Origin of the sequence: Bacillus cereus group sp. MYBK14-1, from assembly GCF_051916885.1 — a bacterium.
Taxonomy (GTDB): Bacteria; Bacillota; Bacilli; order Bacillales; family Bacillaceae_G; genus Bacillus_A; species Bacillus_A cereus.
The window spans coordinates 184480-211270 of sequence record NZ_JBQAHM010000006.1; the positions used below are offsets into that span (position 1 = coordinate 184480).

The window sequence follows — 26791 nt, forward strand, 5'->3', positions numbered from 1 at the left end:
AATGATTCGAGTATTAATTGTAGATGATCATCAAATTGTAGGCGAAGGAACAAAGAGCATGATTGAATTAGAAGAAGATATGCAAGCAGAATATATTTTAAATGAACAGGAAGCACTTATAAAAAGTGATGCTACACCTTTTGACGTATACCTCTTGGATATGAATATGCCCAATTGCAGTGGTATTGAACTCGCCCAGAAAATATTACATATTCAAACAGATGCAAAAATCATTTTATATACAGGTTTTGAATACGTATCCCAATTCAATTTATTAATAAACTCTGGTATCAGCGGCATTATTAGTAAATCAGCTTCTCAGCAAGAGCTATTAATGGCAATTCGTGCAGCTGTAAACGGATATACTTTACTTCCTATTTCGTTATTACGTCAACTACGTACAGACGATATAACGACTCAACAACTTGAAAATAAAACCGCTCTTCTTACACAAAAAGAATTAGAAATCTTAGAATCCGTCTCTAAAGGAAGTAGCAATAAACAAATTGCTGATGAACTGTACATGAGTTCAAGAGCTGTAGAATACAACCTAACAAAAATCTTCAAAAAATTAAAAGTAGGATCACGCTCCGAAGCTTTAACAGAAGCAATGAGACAAGGCATTTTGAAAGTACACATATAAAATGAGACTTCCATCAGTTTGTTTTGTTTAACCCTCAAATAATGAGATAAACAAAAAAGTCCTAACCTACAAAACGTAAGTTAGGACTTTTTGACGCGCCCAGAGGGATTCGAACCCCCGGCAGACGTGGTACCGGAAACCACCGCTCTATCCGACTGAGCTATGGGCGCATGATTATAGAAAACACTTCATTTTCTTCTCATAATAATAGCAATAAAATCCATCTAAATCAATAAAAATATCCCCGTAATACCTTATGCATCTTAGCTAAAGGCATATAAAATCTATTTCACCCCTAAATTTTCCAATCATAAATTCACCCCAACTCACAAATTATAATCTTTGAATTGATATTCCAAAGGGGGCTTCATTCAATGACTGTAATTACGAAACTAAAGCAAACTGTTTCTGGATTAAAAAGTGCACAAGCTAGCTTAGAGGGATTCGCTCTTGATACGGATAACCAACAAGCGAAGCAACTTTTCCAAACAGCTGCGCAGCAAACACAAACGATTATCGATTCTTTAAACCCACGCGTTGAAGAAGTCCAACAAGAAGAACCACAATACTCACAGCAATAACGAATCAGTCTTGCTGTGAAATAGAAAAAGGATGATATGCAGTCATCCTTTTTCTATCACATTACATATTGCAATAGAAATGGAATGATAATTATGCGAAAACTCGGCCTCATAACCGCATTATTTGCACTTCTATTTAGCTCTTTTACCGGATGTGATAATAGTCCTTTAGATAAAAAAGTGAAAGAAGAAGCAAAACGAACGGAGAAAGAAAAAGGTCCAAAGTTAACAAAGACGAGTACGGAATCCTTTAATCAATCTATATCACAAGGAGCGAAAAAAAGAGCTCTCGCTATGGATGAAATTATAAAAAGCACAGCAGTGAATTCAAATTTAGATCTCTACATAGCAATTACACCTGAGCATCACGAAAGGTTTGGATTAAAACCTCTTCGTAAAAAGCTTCAAAAGCAGCTAAGTGATGAGCACCCTACTTTCGATGTTCGTGTCAGTACAGATAAAAAAATCTTTATGTTACTCGAAAAACTCGAAAGAAAAATTAAGGAAAAAGAAGTATCTAAAGATGAAATTAATAAACAATTAAAATTCATTGGTAAAAAAATGGAGTCTAACACTTAACGCTTTTTAAAAGAAAAGGAAGGATTGCAATGGCTAGTAAAGATAAAAACTTAACCCCTGTACAACAGGAGTATAAAAAATTCGAACAAGAACGCGAACCGAAACGACCTGTCTTAAAAAATTGTATAAAAGCCTTTTTCGTCGGTGGTTTTATTTGCTTCATCGGACAACTCATTTCTACTTTTTATATCACATATTTTGATTTCACTGAACGCTCAGCAGGCAATCCAACAGTCGCAACTCTCATTTTCATCTCCATGTTACTAACTGGATTTGGTATATACGATCGTTTTGGACAGTTTGCCGGAGCAGGTACAGCTGTACCTGTTACTGGATTTGGTAACTCTGTTATTGCCGCATGTATTGAGCATCGAACGGAAGGATTTGTCCTTGGCGTTGGCGGCAATATGTTTAAACTAGCTGGTTCTGTTATTTTATTTGGTGTATTTTCCGCTTTCGTCATCGCACTTATTAAAACTATTCTCGTTCAATGGGGAGGGCTATAAATGTTACAAGGACACCGAACGTGGGTATTTGAAAACAAACCAGTCATTATCTCAACAGGGGTTGTCGGTGGACCATTTGAAGCAAAGGGGAACATCCCAGAAGACTTCGATATCCTTCATGAAGATTTATGGCTTGGACAAGATTCCTATGAAAAAGCACATAAAATTTTATTCGAAGAAGCTTGTAGCCGCGCTACTGAAAAAGCAGAACTTCGTAAAGACGATATTCAATTCGTACTCGCAGGAGATTTAATTAATCAAATCACTCCAACAAGCTTTGCTTGCCGCACACTTGGCACTCCTTATCTCGGACTATTCGGGGCTTGCTCTACTTCTATGGAAGGTTTAGCACTTGGGGCAAGTATCGTAAATGCAAAAGGTGCAAAATATTTATTAACTGGAGCTTCAAGCCATAATACTGCTGTAGAAAAACAATTCCGCTACCCTACCGAATACGGCGGACAAAAGCCGCCTACTGCACAGTGGACAGTAACCGGAGCAGGAGCCGCTATTTTAAGCGATACTGGACACGGTCCAAGAGTAACCTCTGCAACAATCGGACGAGTGATTGATATGGGATTAACAGATCCGTTTAATATGGGAGGCGCAATGGCTCCAGCTGCAGTTGATACAATTGAAGCCCATTTACGTGAACGCCAAATTGATGCCTCTTACTACGATTTAATCGTAACAGGCGATCTCGGACATGTAGGACGCGAAATTGCTTATGACTTACTACATAAACACGGAACGAAAGTAACGAGCGAACAATTTCAAGATTGCGGAATTATCATTTACAGAGAAGGACAACCTGTCATAGCTGGTGCTAGCGGGCCTGGATGTTCCGCAACAGTCGTGTATGGTCATTTATTAAACCGAATGAAAAGAGGAGAGTTCAAAAAAATACTTGTCGTTGCGACAGGCGCTTTACTATCTCCACTTACATTCCAACAAGAAGAAACAATTCCATGTATCGCTCATGCCGTTTCGATTGAATTTGGAGGTGCAACGCAATGATTTTTTTCTGGGCTTTCGTCATTGGCGGACTCATATGTGTAATCGGCCAACTTATGTTTGATGTCGGCAAACTAACACCCGCTCATACAATGGCAACACTCGTTGTTGCTGGAGCTATATTAGATGGATTTAATTTGTATGAGCCATTAATTGATTTCGCTGGAGCCGGGGCAACTGTACCTATTACAAGCTTTGGTAATGCCCTCGTTCATGGCGCAATGGAAGAAGCTGCAAAACATGGCATCGTTGGCGTTATTACCGGCATGTTTAAAGTAACGAGCGCCGGTGTATCAGCAGCTATTATTTTCGGCTTCATTGGAGCATTATTATTCAAACCGAAAGGATAAGAGGTGTTTATATGACTGTTATCGCTAGCGTAAAAACTTGCCTTGCTAGTGTAAGAGGCGCTCAAGCAAGTTTAAGCTCCCTTTCATTAAATTCACAAGACGAAGAATCAAAACGCGTATTTCATGAATGTATGTTAGAAATGGACAGCGTCATCGCTGATTTAAAGGATAGAATTTCAGTATTAGAACGTGAAGAACCTCAATATAAAGGGTTTTAAGTAGACTGGAGGAAACGACTATGTCTCACCTGCCGGAATGGACACTTGTCATTCTTCGCTCTGTATTCATATTAATTATTTTATTCGCTATTACGAAATGGTTAGGGAAAAGACAAATCTCTCAGCTTTCCTTTTTTGAATACATAGCCGGAATGACGATTGGTGACATCGCTGCCCAAGTATCTACAGGGCTCGATTCAAAATTTTTTCACGGTGTCTTTGCAATACTCATTTTCGCTGTGGTACCTTTTTTAACAGGAATCCTCTCTTTAAAGAACAAAACAGCTCGGGACTTCTTTGAAGGAAAATCTACCGTATTAATAAAAGACGGAAAGATACTCGAAGATAATTTAAAGAAAGAAAAATATACGAGTGACGAATTACTGGAACTTCTCCGTGGAAAAAGTGCGTTCAGCGTAGCTGAAGTCGAATTTGCTGTCTTAGAACCGAGCGGAGAATTAAATGTACTATTAAAGAAAGATTCTCAGCCACTTACAGCAAAAGACATCGGTTTAAAAGTACCAAACGAGAAAGAACCACAAACTGTTATTATGGATGGAAATGTACTAGATGAACCTCTTTCAGCAAGCGGACATAACCGCGCTTGGCTACATTCAGAATTAGAAAAAATCGGTGTTGTTATTGAAAATGTCTTCCTCGGTCAAGTGGATTCATACGGACAACTTACTATCGACATTTACAATGACAAACTCCAAATGCCTTCTCCTCAAAACAAACCTTTATTATTAGCATCTTTAAAAAAATGTCATGCTGATCTTGAACTATTTTCCCTAGAAACAAAGTCGAAGTCAGCAAGCGAAATGTATAGTAAAAACGCGAAACAAATCGAAAAGATTTTAAATAAAGTAACCTATCTTTTAAAAGACTAATTATCGAAAGAACGCTTCAGTTAAAAGGCGTTCTTTTCTTTTTTCTCCAGTTTTCGTAACGTTTAAATTTATGTAATTCGGTTATGATGTTGAAGATACATAAGCAGGGAATTTCGAAAACATAGCGAATATTTCATGGTACAACTACATATTTTTTTGATTTAAAGTGGTTTCGTTTGACCTTTATTGACCATAATTGTATTATAAGACTAAGAAAGCTTTATAAGGAGGAAATAACAGATGAATTTAATTCCTACAGTAATTGAACAAACAAATCGTGGAGAACGCGCTTACGATATTTACTCTCGACTATTAAAAGACCGCATCATTATGCTTGGTAGTGCAATTGATGACAACGTAGCTAACTCAATCGTTTCCCAGCTTTTATTCTTGGAATCTCAAGATCCAGAAAAAGATATTCACATCTACATCAACAGCCCTGGTGGTTCTATCACAGCGGGTATGGCAATCTATGATACAATGCAGTTTATTAAACCACAAGTATCAACAATCTGTATCGGTATGGCTGCATCTATGGGTGCATTCTTACTTGCAGCAGGTGAAAAAGGAAAACGTTATGCACTTCCAAACAGTGAAGTAATGATTCACCAACCACTTGGTGGAGCACAAGGTCAAGCGACTGAAATCGAAATCGCTGCAAAACGTATCCTATTCTTACGTGAAAAACTAAACCAAATTCTTGCTGACCGCACTGGTCAACCACTTGAAGTACTACAACGCGACACAGACCGCGACAACTTCATGACAGCAGAAAAAGCTTTAGAATACGGTTTAATCGATAAGATCTTTACAAATCGTTAATAACTAAAAGCGAAAGCGGCTCGTTTAGAATCGCAGGGCGATGGAGCACCTGATTCCGAGGCGCTTTTTGCCTCGAATGAAGGGGCGAAGCGACCGGAGATTCTAGCCGCTGGAGCTGGATACATAAAAAAAGCGCCCTATTACAGGGTGCTTTTTTATTATCATGCACCTCCTTCTGGATACCCACCCTGGTATTCACCTAAATATATCAACGATTTTTCAATTATATCGAACAAAACTTAAATTATATCAACGATTTTTTTAATATATCAACGGTTCGACACAACATATCGATTTACCGACAATCTCCGACAAGGACAAACCAGCTAAATACCCCTCCCCGCTAATCCGCACAAACAACAAAACAAAAAGCTATCGCATATACGCGATAGCTTCTTATTGTACATATGCAGCTAATGCTTCTAAAGCCTCTTCTGCATCTGAACCTTCTGTTGTAATTGTTATCATGCTTCCAGTTCCAATTGCTAAGCTCATAATCCCCATTATGCTCTTTGCATTTACTGTCTTTCCATCTTTCTCGATGAAGATATCTGCATGAAAGCGATTTGCCTCTTGTACAAACAACGCAGCCGGACGTGCTTGTAAACCGTTTTTTAATGAAACCTGAACTCGTTTTTGAACCACAGCTTCATTTCCCCTTTAACCTCTTATTTTTTTACTAACGTTTCCCCCGCGCGTAATTTCTCTGCGATTTCATCGATTTTACGCAAACGATGATTAATACCCGACTTACTAATCTTCCCCCCGGATACCATCTCACCTAACTCTTTCAATGTTACATCTTGATAATCTCTTCGTAATTGTGCAATCTCTTGTAATTTATCCGGCAAAATATCAAGACCAACTGTCTCATCAATATAACGAATATTTTCAATCTGTCTTAGTGCTGCACCAATTGTTTTATTTAAATTAGCTGTTTCGCAGTTCACTAAACGATTTACAGAATTACGCATATCACGTACGATTCGAATATCTTCAAATCTTAAAAGTGCATTATGAGCACCTATAATATTTAAAAACTCTGTAATTTTTTCTGCTTCTTTCAAATACGTAATGTACCCTTTTCTTCTTTCCAACGTCTTACTATTTAAATCAAATCCGTTCATCAGTTCACATATAGCATCATTATGTTCCTTATATAACGAAAAGATTTCTAAATGATAAGATGATGTTTCTGGGTTATTTACTGAACCACCTGCTAAAAATGCGCCACGTAAGTACGATCGTTTACAACATTTCTTCTCAATCAATTCTTGTGATATATTTCGAATAAATGAAAAGTCATCTCGAACGATATGAAGATCAGCTAATATTTCGCGAGACTTCTCAACAAGCCGCACAATATATACATTATTTTTCTTCAAGCGCATTTTTTTACGGACAAGCAATTCTACCGTCACGTCATATCCTTTTTTCAAAAGCGTATAAATCCTTCTTGCAATTGCCGCATTTTCCGTTTGAATATCGATAGATAGACGACGGTTTGAAAAAGAAAGCGACCCGTTCATTCGAAGTAACGCTGATAATTCTGCTTTCTCACAGCATTCCTTCATCTCAAGATTCGTCAACTCTTTCTTTGTTTCTGATGCAAATGACACAGTCAACACCTCCTTATACGATTATTATGGAACAAAATTCTTGTCCTATATGAATGAGGAGCGCTACCTCAAACGAGGCAACGCATATTTATAACAATGAATATAAAATGGACGCTAACTTTAACGTATCATGCCTTACAACATGATCATCATACTTCGCTAATCCCTCTTGAATAACATCAATATTATTTTCAACAAAACGTTCTTCATCCACTACAACTGGTGTAGACATTTCTTCCTCATATGACTTGCGTAATTCACAAGGAATCTCACGGTTATTTACAATTGCAGTATTGATAAATGGTTGCCCTAAATGATCGTGTAACGCCTGCACATGATCAAAAGCAGTATATCCCATCGTTTCACCCGCTTGTGTCATAACGTTACATACATATACCTTCTTCGCCTTTGCAGCAAGAACAGCGTCTCCAATTTTGTTAACAACTAAATTGGGCAATATACTCGTATACAAACTTCCAGGACCGAAAACAAGTAAATCAGCTCGTTTAATCTCAGCCAACGTTTCATGCAATGGCTCTACATCTTCTGGAGTTAAAAAGACACGATTAATCTTCTTTCCGTAATAAGGAATCTTTGATTCACCTGTTACAATTTCCCCATCTTCAAGTTCCGCATGAAGTACCGCACTTTGATTCGCTGCTGGTAATACACGTCCTCTGACATTTAATACTTTACTTGTTTCTGTAATTGCATGGAAAAAGTCTCCTGTAATCGAGGTCATACCTGCCAACAATAGATTTCCTAACGCATGACCTTTCAGTCCGTCTCCTGTTGTGAAACGGTGCTGAAATAAAGCTTCCACCAGTGGCTCTACATCCGATAACGCAACAAGTACGTTACGGATGTCACCTGGAGGTGGAATTTCTAGCTCATCACGTAATCTACCCGAACTGCCACCATCATCAGCAATTGTAACAACTGCTGTAATATCAACAGGATATTGCTTTAATCCCCTTAATAAAACAGAGAGTCCAGTTCCGCCTCCCATGATGACAATTTTAGGCTTTCTCTCTTTTTTCATCCCTTAATGGCCCTTTCTCTTCTCCACATCACGATGAGATACATGAACACTATACTCTGGTTTCAAATGTTTCCCAAGGTATTCTGTAAGCGTAACAGAACGATGCTGTCCACCTGTACATCCAATTGCAATTACAAGTTGACTTTTGCCTTCTCTTTTATAATGAGGCAGCATGAAAGTAATCAGATCCGTCAACTTCTCTAAAAACTTATGTGTCTCATTAAATTTCAGTACATACGAAGAAACTTCTTCATCTAGTCCTGTTAATGGCTTCATATGTGGAATGTAATATGGATTTGGTAAAAAACGAACATCAAATACTAAATCTGCATCAATTGGAATACCGTACTTAAATCCAAATGACATAACATTTACACGAAATGCTTGCTCAGTTTCTGTTGAGAACAAGTGAACAATTTTTTCACGTAATTCTTTCGGTTTTAAATCCGATGTATCAAGCACAATATTCGCTCGTGCCTTCATATCTGTTAATAAATTACGCTCTGCTTCGATTCCCTTTAACGGCAAACCAGTTGGTGCAAGTGGATGCGAACGTCTCGTTTCTTTATAACGAGTTACAAGCGTACTATCTTTCGCATCTAAAAATAAAATATGAGGAATAATCCATGTACGTTCTGATAAATCATCAAGTGCTCCCCATAAATGTTCAAAAAACTCGCGGCCACGTAAATCAATACCAAGTGCCACTTTATTCATTTTCCCTTTTGAATCCGCCATAAGCTCAATAAACTTCGGCAATAACATCGGTGGTAAATTATCCACACAAAAATATCCTAAATCTTCAAAACTTTGTAAAGCTACTGTTTTTCCGGCTCCAGACATCCCTGTAATAATTACCATTTTTATATCATTATTCTCTGTCATTGTATCCTCTCCTTGACGGTTTAACTCGGATCTAATCGATATGAAAGCAACTCAAAATCTGGGGTATATACAAATGTACCGTAGATTATGCCATTTCCTTTAATTAAATAATCAATAATGTGATAATCTCCTGGCGCCATTGCTAAATCATCAATTTTATCAAATGTATGCCAACCAATGATGCCTTCTTCGCTCTCTAGTTTGTTTTCTCCTGCAAAATCTGTCGCTAAAAAGGAGAACATCATCCATTCAGAAACAACTTTATCACCTTCTTGGATGACAAAGGTGAAGACCCCCTTTAACGCTGGGTTTTTCAAATAAATACCTGTTTCTTCACGATACTCGCGAACAACGGAATCTCTTACAGTCTCACCACGCTCCATTTTCCCGCCTGGTGCAACCCACCAATTTCGGCGAGGTTTTTGGAGTAAGAGTACTTCATTATCTCTAATTAACACACAGTTTGTCACTCTTTGCATGTTTCTTCACCTCAGCTACTTGCAGTAAAATTTCTCACTGCATACTTCTTTCATTATACTATCAAAAACAGTTTGCTACAACGAAGGAGCCAGTCCTCTTTCGCTAAGCATATGCTACTCAGCAATTTTAAAAAAGCTTTCTATAACAAGCAATGTAAATGCTTATACTTTGAATGAATAGCATGAAAAATCCCCTTAACGATTTTTATCGCCAAGGGGATTAAAGCCCTTATTTCTTACCGAAATAAGTAACAATCGCAAATCCTAAAATAAAGGTAATGATTGAACTTATAATTGAAAATCCACCAGTCGGAATCCCAGGGAATACAATTACAATCGAACCGATTACAAGTCCAATAATTGCCGCAAATGTCATACTTTTATAACGATCTAATAAAAAACTAATGCCTTTACTACTTACAACAAATCCAACCATAACACCAGCACCGATAACCACGATTAAAGGTAAGTTAAGTGTAGTTAAAGCGTTAATTGCTGTTGGATACACACCAATAATTAATAAAATAAACGATCCACTAATTCCAGGAAGCAGCATGGCCATACTAGCCATCCATCCTGCGAAAAATAAACCAATTGCATTTAAAATTGTTAACGTCGTAATTGGATCTGCTGCCTTATCTGGTTTAAAGAAAGCTGTAATCGCAACAAGAATTGCTGCAACTATTAATAAAACGATGTGCTTACCTTTAAACGACGACTTTGCATCAGCTTCCCTCATTAACATCGGTAATATACTAATAATTAAACCGAGGAAGAAAAATTGAGTCGGTTCATAATGATTTGCAAGTAAATATTTAATAACGTGACTTAACGTTAAAAATGCCGCTGCCACACCAGCTGCAAGTGGAATTAAAAATCCTAAATGTTTTTTCCATTCACGACTAAAGAATCCACTAATTGCCGCAAGCAATTGTTCATAAATCCCTAACACAACAGCGATTGTACCGCCGCTCACACCAGGAATTAAATCACTAACGCCCATACAAAATCCACGATATATATTACGCCATTCCATACTGAATAAATTCCTCATTTCTTATAGTGATTTTTTCCGTAAAGTCCAGTATATCAATAAGAAAGCTTATAATCCTTATATTTTTTGACAAAACTTTGACATTTTCACACAAAAAAAGAAGAAAGCTCCTGTCGGTAGCTTTCTTCTCACAAGGTATATTATCCCTTATTTTTCTGATACAGTTTTTAATTCCTCTAATAATTCTTCTACGTAATGTTGTGCACTTTGCGCTGCAATACTACCGTCACCTGTTGCAGTTACAATTTGACGAAGCATTTTTTCACGAACATCACCAGCTGCGAAAATACCAGGAATTTTCGTTTCCATACGCTCGTTCGTTTCAAGGTAACCATTTTCATTTGTAATACCTAGTTCAACAAATGGTTTTGATAAAGGTAACATACCGATGTATACGAATACGCCGTCAGTTTTGACTTCTTTCTCTTCTCCACTATTTACGTCCACAAGTGTTACACTTCCTACTTTACCACTTGCTTCGTTGATTTCTTTTATCGTGTGGTTCCAAATGAAATCTACTTTTTCGTTTTGGAAAGCACGGTCTTGTAAAATTTTCTGTGCACGAAGCGTGTCACGACGGTGAACGATCGTTACTTTTGATGCGAAGCGCGTTAAGAACACACCCTCTTCAACAGCAGAATCTCCGCCGCCAATTACGATAAGTTCTTTTCCTTTAAAGAATGCTCCGTCACATACTGCACAATATGATACACCGCGGCCGCCAAGTTCTGTTTCACCCGGTACACCAATTTTTTTATACTCTGCACCGCTTGCAACGATAATTGCACGTGCTTTATATTCTTTTTTACCAGCAATAATTGTTTTGTATTCCTTACCATCGATGACTTCTTTCACATCACCGTATGCATATTCAGCACCAAATTTCTTCGCATGCTCGAACATTTTATTTGATAAATCTGGTCCTAAAATAGACTCATAACCTGGGTAGTTTTCTACATCTTCCGTGTTTGCCATTTGGCCACCTGGAATACCACGCTCAAGCATTAATGTGCTTAAATTTGCACGAGATGTATATACTGCAGCTGTCATACCAGCTGGTCCTGCACCAATAATAACGACATCATAAATTTTTTCTTCTGACACACTATTCACTCCTATCCATTCCTACACAATTAAGTTACCCTCATTATACTGTTAGCATCATTTTTTTCCCAATGATTTGCTTATCTTATGTGTGCGTACGCTTAACAGCTTGCACATACTTTCGGACAGTCGCTACAGATACATTATATACATCTCCAAGCTCCGACTGTGTCATTTTATTTCCTTGTTCGCCGCGTACAATGTATTCAATCGCAGCTGACCAGCCGTACACATTTGTAAATATGTCTCCAGATGTATATAAACGTATGAACGTACAAAACCAAAAGTGTAAACACTCTTCAATTAATTCATCATCTTTTTTCGTATAATTGTATAATGCATCCGCGATTCTCGCGCACTGCTCGAATTGCTGTAAATCAGCTGGAATACTCTTATGACTATTAAGTAAAAAGAAGTACTTTGCAAGTTGTGATACGATGGGAACACCGTTCTTCGCTTGCGTTATATCAAAGAAGAATCCCACCTTCTCCGGCGTTGACAATTCATTCATTAAATATAAAGCTAGCATTTGTTCTTCTAGCGTCGCACTTTGCTGAAATGATTTTCGTAATTCTTCAAATAACACGTTTTGTCCTTCATCTGCTAAATTCAGCACATTCCACGGTTCTTTTCCCTTTTTATCAGGATGCAATTCCACGACATATTGCCACATTTTTTCAGCTAGTTGCTGATCTTTCACCATATAAGCAGAATATGCAAACCAATAATAAAAACTAACGTCTCCCTCATATCCTTGACGCTTTAATAGTTTGAACCATTTATATGCATGCTCGAAATAACCAATTGTTGCAAGTGTAGTTCCCAGTTTCAAACGATGTTCAAATGAAATTGGATATACTGAAACTAGCTGTCCCGCTAATGCTTCTACTTGTTTATGCTCTCCAATTGAATATAGAAAAATAAGTGTATTACAAAGCGCATGTATATTACCAGGATTTTTCTCTAAAATCATTTCTGTTAACTTCAGCGCTTTGTCTACATTACCCGATTGAAAATGTGCAATGGCTAAATTATTATAACCTGACCAAAATTCCGGATAATCTTTCGTAACAATTTCTAATGTAGCAATTGCTTCTTCTAATTGTCCATTACGAATATAACGATTCGCTTCTTCCTGCATAACAATTAAATCATCTTCATCTTCAATCTCTTCCGCACCCATTGCTTCTTCTTCCATAATCTCTAGAAGTTCTAATGTATCTTCTACGAATTCCTTCTCTTTTGCAACTTCTAAATAGCGATCCGCATATTTCTTCGCCTGTTGAAATAACCCCATATATGCATAATTATTTGCAATAAAATAATAGCACTGTTCAAGTTCAGGATTAGATCTAACTAACTTTAAGAAGGTTTGATTCGACTCTTGATATTCACCAGCCTCAGATAATACTGTTGCTAATTGACATAAAATAAACGGCTCCTTCTCACTTTGTGCCGCTCTTCGAAAATATTTAATTGCATCTTGCAATTTTTGTCCTTTGTAAGCTCTCATCCCTTTTTTATAAAAGAAGTCCGCTAATTGATTAAAAGAGATAACTTGTCCGTTCTCCTTATATATCCTTTGATTTTTCCCCATATATCCTCCAGTTTTTTGTTTTCTTCGTTCACACATTCTTCTATCTATAAGTATAAACGATTCCGTAAAAAACAAAACAGTATATTATACTCAATTATTTCCTTTTTATTCATAAAAAAAGAGGAGAAATGTTACATTTTCACCATGAACCTTCTCTGGCGGTCATTTGCTCTTTCGTATAAATAATACGCATTGGATTTCCACCTACGAAAGCACCGCTCGGTACATCTCTATGAACAAGTGTGCCAGCTGAGACAGTCGCACCGTCTCCAATTTTCACACCTGGTAATATTGTTACATTCGCTCCAATCATCACTTCATTTCCAATGACGATTTCCCCAAGTCGATATTCACGAATTAAATATTCATGTGCTAAAAGCGTTGTGTTATAGCCAATAATCGAATTCTCTCCCACAGTTATCTTTTCTGGGAACATAATATCCGGCATTACCATAAGCGCAAATGATGTTTTCTTTCCTACTTTCATCCGTAAAAAAGTGCGGTACAACCAATTCTTCACAGATAAAAATGGCGTGTAACGTGCAATTTGGATAATAATAAAGTTTTTCATTACCTTCCAAAAAGACACTGTTTTATACACATTCCATAATGAATTTTCTCCTGAAACAGGATAGCGCGTTGTCCGTCGCACTTAGCTCGCTCCTCTACTAACTTACTTGGACCTTTATGAACGGTTCATATTAGACAAAATCGGTAGCAAATCACTCATTTTATCTAGCATAAAGTCCGGCTTGTAAGCCTCTAAATACGCTCTACCTTTCAACGTCCATGAAACCGCAGCTGTTTTCGTCCCCGCATTTTGACCACCGACAATATCATGATGATTATCCCCAACCATCAATGCTTCTTCTGGTTTTGCATCTAATAATTCAAGCGCTTTTTGAAGTGGCTCTGGATGTGGTTTCACATGCTCTACATCATCAATTGTCACGACAACATCAAAAAATTCATCAAGCTTTGACAACTGTAATCCCATCTCAACGGTTTGTCTCGCTTTCGTTGTAACAATACCAACTTTATAACCTTGCTTCTTCAACTCTCGAACTGTTTCATATACAGTTTCATATTCTTCTACTAATTCATCATGATGATCATGGTTAAATTCGCGATAACTTGTAATCATCTCTTCAACCTTACTTTCATCAATTTTACTGAAAGTATCATGCAAAGATGGACCGATAAATGGCAACACATCTTCACGCTTATATTGATTTGGATAATATGTATTTAAAGTATGTAAAAAAGAAGAAATAATAAGTTCGTTTGTATTAATTAAAGTTCCATCTAAATCAAATAAAACTGTATTTATTCTCATCGCCTTAGTCCTTTCGCCTTCCTGAATATGAAAGAAGCAGCATCTTATAATAAGATGCTACTTGTCTCTAATTTTCTAAATATCTTTTATCAGCTTGCCCCATTTTTCGTCTCACAATAATGAAAATAATAGAAATAACAACAAGTCCAATTGACATTACTTGTGCAATACGAAGTGGTCCTAGCATTAAACTATCTGTACGTAAGCCTTCTACGAAGAAGCGTCCTACTGAATACCAAATTAAATATGTGAAGAATAATTCCCCGCGACGTAAATTCACTTTTCTTAATGCAAGTAGTAAAATTACGCCTGCAAAATTCCATAATGATTCATATAAAAACGTCGGATGATAGTACACACCCTCAATATACATTTGATTAATAATAAAATCCGGTAAATGAAGACCTTCTAAAAACTGTCTCGTTACTTCATCACCATGCGCCTCTTGGTTCATAAAGTTTCCCCATCGGCCAATTGCTTGTCCTAGTAAAATACTTGGTGCAGCAATATCAGCCAACTTCCAGAAAGAAAGTCCGCGTCGTTTCGCAAAAAGAACGCCTGTAATAACAGCCCCGATTAAACCACCATGAATCGCCAAACCACCTTGACGAATATTAATAATTTGACTCGGATTTTGTGCGTAATATTCCCATTCAAAAATAACATAGTACATTCTCGCAAAAAGAATAGCGATCGGTACTGCAATTAATACAAGGTCAACAAATGTATCTTTTGGAATACCTAGCCTTTCTCCCTCGCGAGTTGCCAGCCAAAGACCTAATAGCACACCTGTACCGATAATAATCCCGTACCAATACACAGGAAATGGCCCAAGTTGGATAGCTACACGGTCAAGCTGTGGTACAGAAGCTAACAGCATATGTATATGACCTCCCTCTCCAAAGTTTACTCCTGATTTCCTAACTCAATTGCACTCATTAATCGTTCAGAGAACTGCTGTGCTGCATTGACTCCCATACGTTTTAAACGGAAGTTCATCGCTGCTACTTCAATAATAACAGCCAAGTTTCGACCAGGACGAACTGGAAGTGTAATCTTCGTAAGCTCTGTATCAATAATTTTCATCTTCTCTTCATCAAGACCTAAGCGATCGTAATTTTTCTTTTGATCCCAAATTTCAAGATTAATAACAAGTGTAATACGCTTATAATTTCGTACTGCCCCTGCACCGAATAACGTCATAACGTTAATAATACCTAGACCACGAATTTCTAATAAATGCTCGATTAAATCTGGTGAGCTTCCGACTAACATGTCTTCATCTTCTTGACGAATTTCTACACTATCATCCGCAACAAGACGGTGACCACGCTTTACAAGCTCAAGAGCTGTCTCACTTTTACCAACACCACTTTGACCTGTAATTAAAACACCAACACCGTAAATATCTACTAACACACCATGAACAGCAGTTGTTGGTGCTAACTTACCTTCTAAATAGTTTGTTAAACGACTTGATAATCTAGTTGTCGTTTGAGAAGAACGTAATAAAGGCATACCTGATTCACGTGATGCTTGTAATAACTCATCTGGTACATCTTGATTACGAGTTACAATAATACATGGCGTCTCCTCAGTACAAAGCGCTTTCATTCTCTCTTGTTTTTGCTCTGACGTTAACGTGTCAAAGAACGTAAGCTCCGTCTTTCCAAGAAGCTGCACACGATCTGCTGGATAATATGTAAAAAATCCTGCCATTTCAATTCCAGGTCGTGATAAATCACTTGTATCAATCGGACGATGAATGCCTTCTTCACCACTGATTAACTCCAATTGAAATTGTTCAATTAAATCTTTTGTCCTTACTTTCGGCATATGTATAAACCTCCACTCCGCTGCGGGTTCAGTCTCGTTTGATGTAAAATTCCATTCTATCGGATATTGTACCATTTTTTTCTGGAAACAAGAAATACGGTTTCTAATAAATAGAAAAAAACATTTCATACGAATAATGAAATGTTTTTCTTTTTGTCACTTTCTCTTTTTTTCATATAGAGGTTCAACAATTGCCTTTTCAATTATCATATTAAAAATTGAAATACAAATTGCCGCAACAATCGCTACACCAAATCCTGATATATTAAAAGCATCTCCTAATAATGAATCTGCTATTTTTAACGTAATCGCATTAATAACAATTAAGAAGAAGCCGAAAGTTACAACAGTAATTGGTAGCGTAATTAAAATTAAAAATGGCTTTACGAACACATTTAAAACCGCCAATATAATACTCGCAATAATTGCAGTTTGTATATTTGCTACGTAAAATGCATCTGGTGCAATCCCTTTTAAAAGTCCCGATACAGCGATTAACACAACGCTATTTACAAGAAGTGATACAATCCATCTCATTTCGTCACACATCCTTTTAAACATATATATTTCATCATACGCTAATAGATAATAAACGCAAGTATGATACAAACACTTATATCAACTTATTCTATCTTTCATGCTTGTATACCTACTAACATGCTTACCAGTTTTTCCTCGTAAAATAAAAACCGAGCGTCATTTCCACTCGGTTTTCATCAATAAACTTATTGCGATAACTCTACTTCTTTTATTTTCTCTTTCATTCTTGCTTTATCACGATTTAAAATCTCTTTTAAATACTTACCTGTGTATGAGCGTTCTTCTTTCACTACTTGCTCTGGCGTTCCGGAAGCAACGATTTGTCCACCTTTATCTCCGCCCTCTGGTCCAAGGTCAACGATATAATCCGCTGTTTTAATTACATCTAAATTATGTTCAATTACAAGTACCGTCTCACCGCTCTCAACAAGACGTTGCAGCACTTCTAGAAGACGTGCAATATCATGCGCATGCAAACCAGTCGTTGGCTCATCTAAAATGTATAACGTACGACCTGTAGAACGACGGTGTAATTCAGAAGCTAATTTCACACGCTGTGCTTCCCCACCAGATAATGTTGTTGCTGGTTGACCTAATTTCATATAACCAAGCCCAACATCTACAAGCGTTTGAAGTTTACGCTTAATTTTAGGAATATTGGCGAAGAATTCTACTCCATCTTCAATTGTCATCCCTAACACTTCAGAAATATTCTTATCTTTATATTTCACTTCTAACGTTTCACGATTATATCGTTTACCATGACAAACTTCACACGGAACATACACATCTGGTAGGAAATGCATTTCGATTTTAATAATTCCATCACCACGGCACGCTTCACAACGGCCACCTTTTACGTTAAAGCTGAAACGTCCTTTTTGATATCCGCGCACTTTCGCTTCATTCGTTTGTGCAAACACATCACGAATATCATCGAATACACCTGTGTACGTCGCTGGATTAGAACGTGGTGTACGACCAATTGGTGATTGATCAATATCAATTACCTTATCTAAATGTTCAAGACCTTTAATCTCTTTATGAGTACCTGGCTTCGCTTTCGCTTTATATAACTTTTGAGCTAACGATTTATATAATACTTCATTAATCATCGTACTTTTACCAGAACCAGATACCCCTGTTACCGCTACAAACGTACCGAGTGGGAATGACATTTTCGCATTCTTTAAGTTATTCTCTTTTGCGCCGACAATCTCTACTTTACGTCCATCACCTTTACGTCTTTCAAGTGGAACTGGAATAAACTCTTTACCACTTAAATACTTCCCTGTTAATGAATTCTCATCTTGCATAACTTCAGCCGGCGTCCCCGCTGAAACGACCTGTCCACCGTGAATACCTGCACCAGGCCCTATATCAAGTAAATAGTCAGCAGCCATCATCGTATCTTCATCATGTTCAACAACGATTAACGTATTACCTAAATCGCGCATTTCTTGCAATGTACGAATAAGACGATCGTTATCACGCTGGTGTAAACCAATTGAAGGCTCATCAAGAATATAAAGTACGCCAGTTAGACGAGAACCAATTTGCGTCGCTAAACGAATACGCTGCGCCTCACCACCTGATAAAGTTCCTGCAGCACGACTTAACGTTAAATAATCTAAACCAACGTTCACTAAGAATCCAACGCGCTCCTGAATTTCTCTTAAAATTAAATGAGCTATTTTTTGTTGCTTCTCCGTTAGCTCTACATTCGAGAAGAATTCTTGTACTTCTTGAACTGAATACTTCGTTACGTCAGCAATCGTTTTATTGCCAACAAATACAGCTAAACTCTCAGGCTTTAAGCGTCCACCTTTACACTTTGGACAAGCTTGTTCTGCCATATACTTTTCCATTTGCTCACGAATGTAATCGGAACTCGTTTCACGATAACGACGTTCAATGTTTGGAATAACACCTTCAAATAAAATCTCATTTTCCTTTACTTGACCAAATTCATTTACATAGCGGAAATAAACCTTCTCTTCCCCGCTTCCGTACAACACTTTATCAAATAAATCTTTCGGTATATCTTTCACAGGAATATCCATATCAACGCCGTAGTGATTACATACAGATTGTAAAAGTTGTGGATAGTATTGTGAACTTGTCGGTTCCCAAGGTGCAATCGCATGTTCATTTAATGATAAATCCCAGTTCGGGATAACAAGCTCTAAATCTACCTCTAGCTTTGAACCAAGTCCATCACAAGAAGGACATGCTCCGAACGGACTATTGAATGAGAACATACGCGGCTCTAATTCTCCAATTGAAAAACCACAATGCGGACAAGCGTGATGTTCACTAAACAGAAGTTCCTCTTCTCCCATAACATCGATTAACACTCGTCCCCCGCCAAGCTTTAATGCACTTTCAAGTGAATCAGCAAGACGGCTTGCGATCCCTTCTTTTACAACAATACGGTCAATTACAACTTCAATGGAATGCTTCTTGTTTTTATCTAACGCAATATCTTCAGATACATCAAGCATTTCACCGTCAACGCGAACACGAACATAACCTTGCTTCTTAATATCTTCAAGTACTTTTACATGCGCACCTTTTCGCCCAGAAACGATAGGCGCTAACACTTGTAATTTCGTACGTTCAGGATATTCAAGAACACGGTCTACCATCTGCTCTACTGTTTGTGACGTAATTTCAATGCCATGATTCGGACAAATTGGCGTACCAATTCGTGCAAATAATAAACGTAAGTAATCATAAATCTCCGTTACCGTTCCGACAGTTGAACGTGGATTACGACTCGTCGTTTTTTGATCGATTGAAATTGCTGGTGACAATCCTTCAATCGTGTCCACATCTGGCTTATCCATTTGTCCTAAAAACTGGCGCGCATACGCAGATAATGATTCTACGTATCTGCGCTGCCCTTCTGCATAAATCGTATCAAATGCTAATGATGATTTCCCCGAACCAGACAATCCCGTTACAACGACAAGCTGATTTCTCGGAATGGTTACATCAATATTTTTTAAGTTATGTGCTCTAGCACCTTTTACAACGATAAAATCCTTGCTCTTACTCACTTTTTTCACCCTTCCGCTTTTAATTCTAATAGTAAATCTCTTAGTTCAGCTGCACGCTCGAAGTCTAACGCTTTTGCTGCTTCTTTCATCTCTGCTTCCATCTTCGCAATTGTCTTTTCGCGCTCTTTTTTCGTCATTTTCTTAGCAGGAGTTGCTTCGTATGTTTCTGTCTCTTCAGCAGCTGTCGTTGCACGGATAACATCACGAACGCCTTTTTGAATCGTTTTCGGCGTAATACCATGCTCTTCATTGTAAGCTTCTTGTATACTACGACGACGCTTCGTTTCTTCAATCGCAATTCCCATAGATTTCGTTATACGATCTGCATACATAATAACGCGGCCGTTTTCATTACGCGCGGCACGACCGATTGTTTGAATTAATGAACGTTCTGAACGCAAGAACCCTTCCTTATCAGCATCTAAAATAGCTACAAGTGATACTTCCGGAATATCTAATCCTTCTCGCAATAAGTTAATGCCGACAAGTACATCAAATTTACCGAGGCGAAGATCGCGGATAATTTCAATACGTTCTAACGTTTTAATTTCAGAGTGAAGATAGTTAACTTTAATTCCTACATCTTTTAAGTAATCCGTTAAATCCTCTGACATTTTCTTCGTTAAAGTCGTAATTAATACACGTTCATTTTTTGCAATACGATCTTGAATCTCTCCTAATAAATCGTCAATTTGCCCTTCAATTGGTCGTATATCAATTGGTGGATCTAAAAGCCCTGTTGGACGAATAATTTGTTCTATTACTTCTGGCGACTGCTCTAACTCATACGGTCCTGGCGTTGCTGAAACATAAATAACTTGATTCGTTTTCTCTTCAAACTCATCGAATGTGAGCGGTCTATTATCTAAAGCTGACGGCAGACGGAATCCATGATCCACAAGCACTTGCTTACGCGCTTGGTCCCCGTTATACATCGCTCTTACTTGTGGTACTGATACGTGCGATTCATCCATAACGATTAAGAAATCTTTCGGGAAATAGTCTAATAGCGTATACGGCGTTGCCCCCGCTGGACGAAGTGTTAAATGACGGGAGTAGTTTTCAATACCTGAACAAAATCCCATCTCGCGCATCATTTCTAAATCATAACGTGTACGCTGTTCTATACGCTGCGCTTCTAACAACTTGCCGTTATCATTTAATTCCTTTAAACGCTCTTCTAATTCTTTTTCGATATTTTCAATAGCGACCTTCATCTTTTCTTCACGTGTAACGAAGTGAGATGCTGGGAAGATTGCTACATGATCACGTTCTGCTAATACTTCACCTGTTAACGCATTTACTTCACGAATACGATCGATTTCATCACCGAAAAATTCGATTCGAATACAATGCTCATCAAGTGATGCCGGGAAGATTTCAACTACATCTCCTCGCACACGGAATGTACCACGCTTGAAATCAATATCATTACGTCCATACTGTACATCAACAAGTTCACGAAGCAATTGATTACGGTCTTTTTCCATACCAACTCGAAGCGAAACAACTAGCTCGCGGTATTCTTCTGGAGAACCTAAGCCATATATACAAGAAACACTCGCAACAATAATTACATCGTCCCGTTCAAATAATGCAGACGTTGCCGAGTGACGCAATTTATCAATTTCATCATTAATCTGCGCATCTTTTTCAATAAACGTATCTGTTTGTGGTACATACGCTTCTGGCTGATAATAATCGTAGTAACTAACAAAATATTCAACTGCATTATTCGGGAAAAAGTCTTTCAACTCACTATATAACTGCCCTGCTAACGTTTTATTATGAGCCATAACAAGTGTTGGCTTTTGCACTTCTTTAATGACATTTGAAATCGTAAATGTCTTACCCGTTCCTGTTGCTCCAAGCAACACTTGCTTTTTCTTTCCACTATTAATTCCCTCTACAAGCTTCTCTATAGCTACCGGCTGATCACCTTGCGGGGAATACGCTGAGACAATTTCAAATTGACGTTCCAAGAAAATCCGACCTCCTCATAAAAATCTGTATTATTATTTTACCACGAATACCTATAAAAAACCTAAAAAAACGAACAGATATTCGGTAAAGTTTTCGACAATATACACATAGAAAAAGGAAGGAGTAAATACTTCCTTCCTCTACTAACTCTATTTTTTTGATACATATAATAAGTCATATCCATTGCGTCCATCTTCATTCGTACAATCTGTTAACCGATAAGTACTTTCTGATTCGCGCTGCTCTTTAACAATACTTTTACAACTATCTTTATGTAATCCTTTATGGTCACCAGCAAACTTGTCTTGTCTACTATCTAACACATAAAGGATATCTTTCCCACTATGCTCTAACGTTTGAAAAACCGGGTCACCTTCATCGGTATACTGTACAATTCTTATTTTATCAACTTTCCCTTGATCAACGTTCATAACGAACTGTTCGAATTTATCTAGATTGGAAGTTCCTGCTCCCTTTACAATGACATCATTCTTCTTATCAATTGTAGTGCTAGATGGTGAACATGCTACTAAACTAAAGAGAAATAGACATATACAGCTGATTCTTTTTTCTATTGTCATCCTCTCCTATAAAAATTATTTGTATACCAGAAAAGCTACTGTCAACTATGAAAGTAGCTTTTCTTTTCCTTTCTCCTTCTTCGGAAAAATCACATATGAAAATGAAATTGCTGTATCAACTAAAAATACAATCGCCCACACTTGGCTCACGCGACTTGCAGCTTTATTTAAAACGATTCCCGATTCTAACCAATTACCCCATTGTTCAAATGGAATAAATCCATACGCGAAGAAAAAGAAAATGTGCACACCAACGAATAAAACAAGATGTAATACCCAATTTTTTATTTCCTGCTTTGCATAGGCCATGCCTGTTAATTCTACCTGTTCTTCAATAATAGGCGCCGGTTCATTACGCCATTTCGCAACTGATTTTTGTGCAAATATATCAAGCTTCTTCAAATCCTTTTTCCCGTAGAAAACTGCATACAATAAAATAATTACAGTAATAATTTGAAAGTTAGAGAACTTTCCTGTTTGATAATAGTCCACTATTCCTAAAGTTAAAATAAACACTTCATTTACGAGGAGTACAATTCCCATAATAAAACTCGCCTTTTTCAAACGGAATCCGTAGCGAAGTAAAAAGAAACCGATAGCTGATAACCAAAATACAATTTCTGCCCCAATTAAAAAATACCAACGATATTCTGCGAGTATGCTCATTTATCCTTCTCCCTTTCATCATAAATACGAAAAGCCTCATCCATATACACTAAAAGTTCTTCTTCAATTGGATACATGCTCATTTTCTGTGAATCTTCCTTCGATTTTCTAACTTCCCATAACTTATCTAAAAACGCTTCGTCACCATTAGCCATTTCTAAACACTTCTGCATTAATCTCTTCATTGCCCCTTGTACCTCATCACTAGCAGCTTCTTTACCGTCTTTCATAAAAGTGCGTAATTGCTTTAATAAATCTACCCATTCTAAAACATTCGGATCTTCCTTACTCATGTTTGGTAAATTATGAAGCAATTTTTGTTCTTCCTTTGAAAATACTTCATTTTGAAATATTTCACGTATACGAGGAGACTGCTTCGAAAGCTGAATCAGTTCAAACATAACTTTCCAATCGAGTTCTCCCTCCACATCTACCGAATAAACAACTGCTTGTAAAACACTCTCCATTCGATTAAATTTCTTTTGTTCTTCCTGTACAAACCGAAGTTGTTTTTCAAGCGAATTTTTTAAATCCAGCTCACCTTTTACTAACATATTCGCAGTTTCTTTTAATGAAAATCCCATTTCTTTTAAAAATAAAATTTGTTGCAAACGAATAACGTCATTTTCACTATATAACCGATGTCCACCCTCTGTTTTTCCGCTCGGCTTTAATAAATCTATTTGATCATAATAACGTAGTGTACGTACTGTAACCCCTGTTTCTCTCGTCAATTCTTGTATTGAAATCACTACCATCACCTCTTCCCTTTCATTATAAAAGATGACGTTACGTAACTTTCAAGCTTTTTGTAAAAAAATACAAAAAGCTGTTTATACAAAATGTATAAACAGCTTTTATGGAAATAACCCCTTTTGTATGGCGCGCCCACAAAATAAAATAAGTGCTCCAACAACAACACTCGTTGCCGTTTTATGATAATGGGCTAATAATAATAAATAATACGATAAACCTACAGTACCAATCATAATACAAATACTCGGCACTGGATTACGAGAAAAGTTTTGCATTCCCCAAAGAAGCGAAAATATAGCTGTAGCGACACATAACACCGGTAATCCCATCCCAGTTCCCCTTTTTCTATCTATTATTCCTTGTTGCTAACACACTCGTTGATGCGATACTAATTAATACACCAAAAATAGCAATATATAATAGCTCAGTTACATGTACTGCTTGCCTATCTAAATACTTATTTACACAAAGATACATAATAAACAAGAAAACGAAGCTTGTAATACAAATCATAAAATATAACTTCATCTTGTTCACAACTCGCTCATCAATTGATGGTACTCCCTCTTCTTTCAAACGCTTCTGCTCTTTATATTCCGAAATTCCATATAAAATGACTAGCGCTACATTCGATATAAAAATAGTTCCCCACGAAATACTTAAAATCATTAAACTCGTATTTAAAAGAATTCCTGCTACAAGCAAACTCCCTACGAATCTCATGACCTCTCTCTTACTCATACATGATTAGCCTCTTTTCGATTTCTATATTTCCACTTCGGCCAATAGTTCACAAGAAAATACACCCACTGCCCTAGTACAAATAAAACAAACGGCATACCAGCATTTCCATCAACAATTAAATTATATAAACTCCATATCGCTAAACTAATCGTAAAAAATAACCCTACATATTTAAACGCTTTATCTGACTGAAATCTCTCAAACTCATCCTGCATTTTTTATTCCCCCTATCGCTATGCTCGTTTTCCTACCATTTCTCTCCCCTTACTCCAGCGTAAAGATTTCCTCCACCTTCACTCCAAAATATTTGGCAATTTTTAAAGATAACTCTAGACTTGGATTGTAATGATGATTTTCAATCGCCACTATCGTCTGCCGCGTCACCTGCATCGCCTTTGCCATTTCAACTTGTGTTATATGATTTTGCTTTCTTAACTCTTTTATTTTATTTTTCACACCCATAGGATCCACCTTCAAAAGTAAAGATATCTTTACTTAAATTATAAATATTTTCCAGTTATAAGTAAAGATATCTTTACAAATTTTAGAAAAATGTTTCATTGAACATCTACTCTAACAAAGTACAAGAGTAATTCAATTTATATCAGCGATTTTCTAAATATATCAGCGCAACTTGAAATATATCGGCGATTTCCCAAATATATCAGCGCAACTCCATTTATATCGGCGATTTTCCAAATATATCGACATCCGTAGCGCTACTATAATCATAAGAAAAAGCTGTCCCCAAACACCTTCGGGAACAGCTTTCTCCTCTACTACATAAATCCTAACGCATATACAAGAACGTATCCAAGAACCGATAAGCAAACCGAGCCAATCAGCCCCGCCACAAATGCTTTACTTCCTAATTTACGGAACGTTTTAAACTCTACATTTAAACCGAGCCCTGCCATCGCCATTGCGATAAGCATGTAAGCAAGAACAACAATGTATCCCGCAACAACTTCTGGAATAATCCCGAGCGAATGCACTGCACTCATCGCTAAGAACCCGAAAATGAACCATGGTATTGGAAGTTCGCGCCACGATTTCTTTTCTTTGCTACCTTCACTCTTACCAAACCATAGACCAATTAAAATCGCTACTGGCACAAGCATTGCTACGCGCGTTAACTTCACAATAACTGCGATGTCTACAGCAGTACTTCCTCCTGGCGCCGCAGCTGCGATGACATGAGCGATTTCATGAAGCGTCGCACCTGAGAATACACCATAACCGTACGGAGATAAACCAAGCACTGGATATAATAACGTATAAATAAGCGTAAATATGGTACCTAAAATCGCGATGATTGCTGCCCCAACTGCTGTTTCATCGTCCTTCGCTTTGACTTGCGGTGCAATTGCCACGACCGCGGCTGCGCCGCAAATTGCCGTACCGCATGCTGTTAAAATCCCAAGTTTCTTTTCTACTTTAAATACTTTCGTTAGTCCGTATACAACAAAAATAGTAAATGTAATAACAACCGCCGCGATGACCAATACTTTCGGTCCCGCCTTCGCAATATCAACAAGATTTAATCGCATTCCAAGTAAGATGATCCCAAAGCGCAGCAACTTCTTACTCGCAAAGTTCGTTCCTGCTATCGCATCGTGAGGAACTCCAATTGCAGCGCGCCAAACCATCCCAATTAGAATAGCAATTACTAATTGTCCCATAATATTTAAAAATGGAAGCTCTGCTAAATATTTCGCGGCAATTGCGATTAATAATGTAATCCCAATTCCTTGCGAAAATCCAAAACGCTTCTTCTTTTGTATAACAAGTGTTTGTTCCATTTTGAACCACTCCAATAATCGTATTGGAACATGCATGTTCTTTCTACTTACATTATAAGAAAGTTTCTATAATAAGTTTAATACCAATACCAAATCTCTATC

Annotated in this window: 32 protein-coding genes and 1 tRNA gene; 9 read left to right on the forward strand and 24 right to left on the reverse strand. The window is 37.4% G+C overall.

The features are described from left to right. Window position 1 precedes the first annotated feature (1 nt). Entirely contained in the window at window positions 2–643 is a 642-nt protein-coding gene (locus ACTFR3_RS17680) for a response regulator (RefSeq protein WP_000621765.1), read from the forward strand. A 94-nt stretch (window positions 644–737) separates the two neighbouring features. Here the strand turns inward: ACTFR3_RS17680 and ACTFR3_RS17685 are convergent. Continuing rightward, window positions 738–813: transfer RNA gene (locus ACTFR3_RS17685), tRNA-Arg, on the reverse strand. A gap of 204 nt (window positions 814–1017) precedes the next feature. Here ACTFR3_RS17685 and ACTFR3_RS17690 point away from each other — a divergent pair. From ACTFR3_RS17690 to clpP, 8 genes are all read left to right on the forward strand, one after another. Further along, complete coding sequence (locus tag ACTFR3_RS17690) at window positions 1018–1224, forward strand: DUF1657 domain-containing protein (protein ID WP_000216166.1); 207 nt, start codon at window positions 1018–1020, stop codon at window positions 1222–1224. A gap of 93 nt (window positions 1225–1317) precedes the next feature. Next, window positions 1318–1803 carry a YhcN/YlaJ family sporulation lipoprotein gene (locus ACTFR3_RS17695; protein ID WP_001228542.1) on the forward strand — a complete coding sequence of 162 codons (486 nt, stop codon included), beginning with the start codon at window positions 1318–1320 and terminating at the stop codon, window positions 1801–1803. A gap of 29 nt (window positions 1804–1832) precedes the next feature. Next, a complete protein-coding gene (gene spoVAC / locus ACTFR3_RS17700) occupies window positions 1833–2309 on the forward strand; it encodes a stage V sporulation protein AC (RefSeq protein WP_000146953.1) in 477 nt (158 codons plus the stop codon). Next, window positions 2310–3326 carry a stage V sporulation protein AD gene (gene spoVAD / locus ACTFR3_RS17705; RefSeq protein WP_000938970.1) on the forward strand — a complete coding sequence of 339 codons (1017 nt, stop codon included), beginning with the start codon at window positions 2310–2312 and terminating at the stop codon, window positions 3324–3326. Beyond that, entirely contained in the window at window positions 3323–3673 is a 351-nt protein-coding gene (gene spoVAE, locus ACTFR3_RS17710) for a stage V sporulation protein AE (protein ID WP_000575919.1), read from the forward strand. The genes spoVAD and spoVAE overlap by 4 nt, the downstream gene beginning before the upstream one ends. Before the next feature lie 11 nt (window positions 3674–3684). Next, complete coding sequence (locus ACTFR3_RS17715) at window positions 3685–3891, forward strand: DUF1657 domain-containing protein (RefSeq protein ID WP_000215909.1); 207 nt, start codon at window positions 3685–3687, stop codon at window positions 3889–3891. Between the two features lie 20 nt (window positions 3892–3911). Next, window positions 3912–4781, forward strand: coding sequence for a DUF421 domain-containing protein (locus tag ACTFR3_RS17720; RefSeq protein ID WP_000018922.1), 870 nt, complete (start codon window positions 3912–3914; stop codon window positions 4779–4781). A gap of 240 nt (window positions 4782–5021) precedes the next feature. After that, window positions 5022–5603 (forward strand): ATP-dependent Clp endopeptidase proteolytic subunit ClpP, encoded by a 582-nt coding sequence (gene clpP, locus ACTFR3_RS17725; protein WP_001049162.1) that lies wholly within the window; start codon window positions 5022–5024, stop codon window positions 5601–5603. Between the two features lie 396 nt (window positions 5604–5999). Here clpP and ACTFR3_RS17730 read toward each other — a convergent pair whose 3' ends face one another. The 23 genes from ACTFR3_RS17730 to ACTFR3_RS17840 form a co-directional block, all read right to left on the reverse strand. After that, window positions 6000–6248 carry an HPr family phosphocarrier protein gene (locus tag ACTFR3_RS17730; RefSeq protein ID WP_000250307.1) on the reverse strand — a complete coding sequence of 83 codons (249 nt, stop codon included), beginning with the start codon at window positions 6246–6248 and terminating at the stop codon, window positions 6000–6002. 23 nt (window positions 6249–6271) lie between these two features. Continuing rightward, window positions 6272–7222: a DNA-binding protein WhiA gene (whiA, locus tag ACTFR3_RS17735; RefSeq protein WP_000006558.1), complete on the reverse strand. Its 951-nt coding sequence runs from the start codon at window positions 7220–7222 to the stop codon at window positions 6272–6274. A gap of 88 nt (window positions 7223–7310) precedes the next feature. Beyond that, complete coding sequence (locus ACTFR3_RS17740) at window positions 7311–8264, reverse strand: gluconeogenesis factor YvcK family protein (protein ID WP_000712188.1); 954 nt, start codon at window positions 8262–8264, stop codon at window positions 7311–7313. A 3-nt stretch (window positions 8265–8267) separates the two neighbouring features. Continuing rightward, entirely contained in the window at window positions 8268–9149 is an 882-nt protein-coding gene (rapZ, locus tag ACTFR3_RS17745) for an RNase adapter RapZ (RefSeq protein WP_000138459.1), read from the reverse strand. Window positions 9150–9169: 20 nt separating this feature from the next. Then, a complete protein-coding gene (locus tag ACTFR3_RS17750) occupies window positions 9170–9628 on the reverse strand; it encodes an NUDIX hydrolase (protein WP_001190080.1) in 459 nt (152 codons plus the stop codon). Window positions 9629–9857: 229 nt separating this feature from the next. After that, window positions 9858–10664 (reverse strand): DUF368 domain-containing protein, encoded by an 807-nt coding sequence (locus ACTFR3_RS17755; protein ID WP_000455196.1) that lies wholly within the window; start codon window positions 10662–10664, stop codon window positions 9858–9860. A gap of 165 nt (window positions 10665–10829) precedes the next feature. Beyond that, on the reverse strand, window positions 10830–11786 hold the full coding sequence (gene trxB, locus ACTFR3_RS17760; protein ID WP_001288078.1) for a thioredoxin-disulfide reductase: 957 nt from the start codon (window positions 11784–11786) through the stop codon (window positions 10830–10832). A gap of 85 nt (window positions 11787–11871) precedes the next feature. Continuing rightward, window positions 11872–13383 carry a tetratricopeptide repeat protein gene (locus tag ACTFR3_RS17765; RefSeq protein ID WP_440044630.1) on the reverse strand — a complete coding sequence of 504 codons (1512 nt, stop codon included), beginning with the start codon at window positions 13381–13383 and terminating at the stop codon, window positions 11872–11874. A gap of 139 nt (window positions 13384–13522) precedes the next feature. Then, window positions 13523–14035, reverse strand: coding sequence for an acyltransferase (locus tag ACTFR3_RS17770; RefSeq protein ID WP_001255070.1), 513 nt, complete (start codon window positions 14033–14035; stop codon window positions 13523–13525). Window positions 14036–14068: 33 nt separating this feature from the next. Beyond that, window positions 14069–14719 (reverse strand): pyrophosphatase PpaX, encoded by a 651-nt coding sequence (gene ppaX, locus ACTFR3_RS17775; protein WP_001222403.1) that lies wholly within the window; start codon window positions 14717–14719, stop codon window positions 14069–14071. 67 nt (window positions 14720–14786) lie between these two features. Further along, a complete protein-coding gene (gene lgt / locus ACTFR3_RS17780; RefSeq protein WP_000922849.1) occupies window positions 14787–15599 on the reverse strand; it encodes a prolipoprotein diacylglyceryl transferase in 813 nt (270 codons plus the stop codon). Window positions 15600–15625: 26 nt separating this feature from the next. Continuing rightward, window positions 15626–16555, reverse strand: a complete 930-nt coding sequence (gene hprK, locus ACTFR3_RS17785) for an HPr(Ser) kinase/phosphatase (RefSeq protein ID WP_001127250.1) — start codon at window positions 16553–16555, stop codon at window positions 15626–15628. Window positions 16556–16711: 156 nt separating this feature from the next. Further along, complete coding sequence (locus ACTFR3_RS17790; RefSeq protein WP_001267308.1) at window positions 16712–17092, reverse strand: phage holin family protein; 381 nt, start codon at window positions 17090–17092, stop codon at window positions 16712–16714. 188 nt (window positions 17093–17280) lie between these two features. Further along, a complete protein-coding gene (gene uvrA / locus ACTFR3_RS17795; protein ID WP_000045559.1) occupies window positions 17281–20157 on the reverse strand; it encodes an excinuclease ABC subunit UvrA in 2877 nt (958 codons plus the stop codon). A 5-nt stretch (window positions 20158–20162) separates the two neighbouring features. Then, window positions 20163–22139, reverse strand: coding sequence for an excinuclease ABC subunit B (uvrB, locus tag ACTFR3_RS17800; RefSeq protein WP_000441059.1), 1977 nt, complete (start codon window positions 22137–22139; stop codon window positions 20163–20165). Between the two features lie 150 nt (window positions 22140–22289). Next, complete coding sequence (locus ACTFR3_RS17805) at window positions 22290–22721, reverse strand: DUF4362 domain-containing protein (protein WP_017674298.1); 432 nt, start codon at window positions 22719–22721, stop codon at window positions 22290–22292. Window positions 22722–22766: 45 nt separating this feature from the next. Further along, window positions 22767–23387, reverse strand: a complete 621-nt coding sequence (locus ACTFR3_RS17810; protein WP_078385770.1) for a hypothetical protein — start codon at window positions 23385–23387, stop codon at window positions 22767–22769. After that, on the reverse strand, window positions 23384–24145 hold the full coding sequence (locus ACTFR3_RS17815) for a MerR family transcriptional regulator (RefSeq protein WP_000260344.1): 762 nt from the start codon (window positions 24143–24145) through the stop codon (window positions 23384–23386). The genes ACTFR3_RS17810 and ACTFR3_RS17815 overlap by 4 nt, the downstream gene beginning before the upstream one ends. Window positions 24146–24244: 99 nt before the next feature. After that, the gene (locus ACTFR3_RS17820) at window positions 24245–24472 is read right to left on the reverse strand and encodes a hypothetical protein (RefSeq protein WP_000524139.1); all 228 of its coding nucleotides are present in this window, start codon (window positions 24470–24472) and stop codon (window positions 24245–24247) included. 16 nt (window positions 24473–24488) lie between these two features. Beyond that, window positions 24489–24884, reverse strand: coding sequence for a hypothetical protein (locus tag ACTFR3_RS17825; protein WP_000043991.1), 396 nt, complete (start codon window positions 24882–24884; stop codon window positions 24489–24491). Continuing rightward, the gene (locus ACTFR3_RS17830) at window positions 24881–25102 is read right to left on the reverse strand and encodes a hypothetical protein (protein ID WP_001150200.1); all 222 of its coding nucleotides are present in this window, start codon (window positions 25100–25102) and stop codon (window positions 24881–24883) included. Before ACTFR3_RS17830 ends, ACTFR3_RS17825 begins: the two co-directional genes overlap by 4 nt. Before the next feature lie 49 nt (window positions 25103–25151). Further along, window positions 25152–25349, reverse strand: coding sequence for a helix-turn-helix transcriptional regulator (locus ACTFR3_RS17835; RefSeq protein WP_000538364.1), 198 nt, complete (start codon window positions 25347–25349; stop codon window positions 25152–25154). 317 nt (window positions 25350–25666) lie between these two features. Beyond that, window positions 25667–26689: a YeiH family protein gene (locus ACTFR3_RS17840; protein ID WP_000438432.1), complete on the reverse strand. Its 1023-nt coding sequence runs from the start codon at window positions 26687–26689 to the stop codon at window positions 25667–25669. Window positions 26690–26791: the final 102 nt, after the last annotated feature.

What these genes read in the sequence shown, in the direction of transcription:
- ACTFR3_RS17790 (WP_001267308.1), bottom strand. Translation starts at nt 17,092, where the DNA reads ATGAGATGGATTGTATCACTTCTTGTAAATAGCGTTGTGTTAATCGCT.
- ACTFR3_RS17750 (WP_001190080.1), bottom strand. Translation starts at nt 9,628, where the DNA reads ATGCAAAGAGTGACAAACTGTGTGTTAATTAGAGATAATGAAGTACTC.
- ACTFR3_RS17825 (WP_000043991.1), bottom strand. Translation starts at nt 24,884, where the DNA reads ATGAGTAAGAGAGAGGTCATGAGATTCGTAGGGAGTTTGCTTGTAGCA.
- ACTFR3_RS17715 (WP_000215909.1), top strand. Translation starts at nt 3,685, where the DNA reads ATGACTGTTATCGCTAGCGTAAAAACTTGCCTTGCTAGTGTAAGAGGC.
- ACTFR3_RS17690 (WP_000216166.1), top strand. Translation starts at nt 1,018, where the DNA reads ATGACTGTAATTACGAAACTAAAGCAAACTGTTTCTGGATTAAAAAGT.
- ACTFR3_RS17840 (WP_000438432.1), bottom strand. Translation starts at nt 26,689, where the DNA reads ATGGAACAAACACTTGTTATACAAAAGAAGAAGCGTTTTGGATTTTCG.
- ACTFR3_RS17740 (WP_000712188.1), bottom strand. Translation starts at nt 8,264, where the DNA reads ATGAAAAAAGAGAGAAAGCCTAAAATTGTCATCATGGGAGGCGGAACT.
- spoVAE (WP_000575919.1), top strand. Translation starts at nt 3,323, where the DNA reads ATGATTTTTTTCTGGGCTTTCGTCATTGGCGGACTCATATGTGTAATC.
- ACTFR3_RS17680 (WP_000621765.1), top strand. Translation starts at nt 2, where the DNA reads ATGATTCGAGTATTAATTGTAGATGATCATCAAATTGTAGGCGAAGGA.
- ACTFR3_RS17830 (WP_001150200.1), bottom strand. Translation starts at nt 25,102, where the DNA reads ATGCAGGATGAGTTTGAGAGATTTCAGTCAGATAAAGCGTTTAAATAT.
- ACTFR3_RS17695 (WP_001228542.1), top strand. Translation starts at nt 1,318, where the DNA reads ATGCGAAAACTCGGCCTCATAACCGCATTATTTGCACTTCTATTTAGC.
- clpP (WP_001049162.1), top strand. Translation starts at nt 5,022, where the DNA reads ATGAATTTAATTCCTACAGTAATTGAACAAACAAATCGTGGAGAACGC.
- ACTFR3_RS17720 (WP_000018922.1), top strand. Translation starts at nt 3,912, where the DNA reads ATGTCTCACCTGCCGGAATGGACACTTGTCATTCTTCGCTCTGTATTC.
- ACTFR3_RS17820 (WP_000524139.1), bottom strand. Translation starts at nt 24,472, where the DNA reads ATGGGATTACCGGTGTTATGTGTCGCTACAGCTATATTTTCGCTTCTT.
- ACTFR3_RS17765 (WP_440044630.1), bottom strand. Translation starts at nt 13,383, where the DNA reads ATGGGGAAAAATCAAAGGATATATAAGGAGAACGGACAAGTTATCTCT.
- ACTFR3_RS17755 (WP_000455196.1), bottom strand. Translation starts at nt 10,664, where the DNA reads ATGGAATGGCGTAATATATATCGTGGATTTTGTATGGGCGTTAGTGAT.
- ppaX (WP_001222403.1), bottom strand. Translation starts at nt 14,719, where the DNA reads ATGAGAATAAATACAGTTTTATTTGATTTAGATGGAACTTTAATTAAT.
- ACTFR3_RS17805 (WP_017674298.1), bottom strand. Translation starts at nt 22,721, where the DNA reads ATGACAATAGAAAAAAGAATCAGCTGTATATGTCTATTTCTCTTTAGT.
- lgt (WP_000922849.1), bottom strand. Translation starts at nt 15,599, where the DNA reads ATGCTGTTAGCTTCTGTACCACAGCTTGACCGTGTAGCTATCCAACTT.
- spoVAC (WP_000146953.1), top strand. Translation starts at nt 1,833, where the DNA reads ATGGCTAGTAAAGATAAAAACTTAACCCCTGTACAACAGGAGTATAAA.
- spoVAD (WP_000938970.1), top strand. Translation starts at nt 2,310, where the DNA reads ATGTTACAAGGACACCGAACGTGGGTATTTGAAAACAAACCAGTCATT.
- ACTFR3_RS17815 (WP_000260344.1), bottom strand. Translation starts at nt 24,145, where the DNA reads ATGGTAGTGATTTCAATACAAGAATTGACGAGAGAAACAGGGGTTACA.
- ACTFR3_RS17810 (WP_078385770.1), bottom strand. Translation starts at nt 23,387, where the DNA reads ATGAGCATACTCGCAGAATATCGTTGGTATTTTTTAATTGGGGCAGAA.
- hprK (WP_001127250.1), bottom strand. Translation starts at nt 16,555, where the DNA reads ATGCCGAAAGTAAGGACAAAAGATTTAATTGAACAATTTCAATTGGAG.
- ACTFR3_RS17835 (WP_000538364.1), bottom strand. Translation starts at nt 25,349, where the DNA reads ATGGGTGTGAAAAATAAAATAAAAGAGTTAAGAAAGCAAAATCATATA.
- rapZ (WP_000138459.1), bottom strand. Translation starts at nt 9,149, where the DNA reads ATGACAGAGAATAATGATATAAAAATGGTAATTATTACAGGGATGTCT.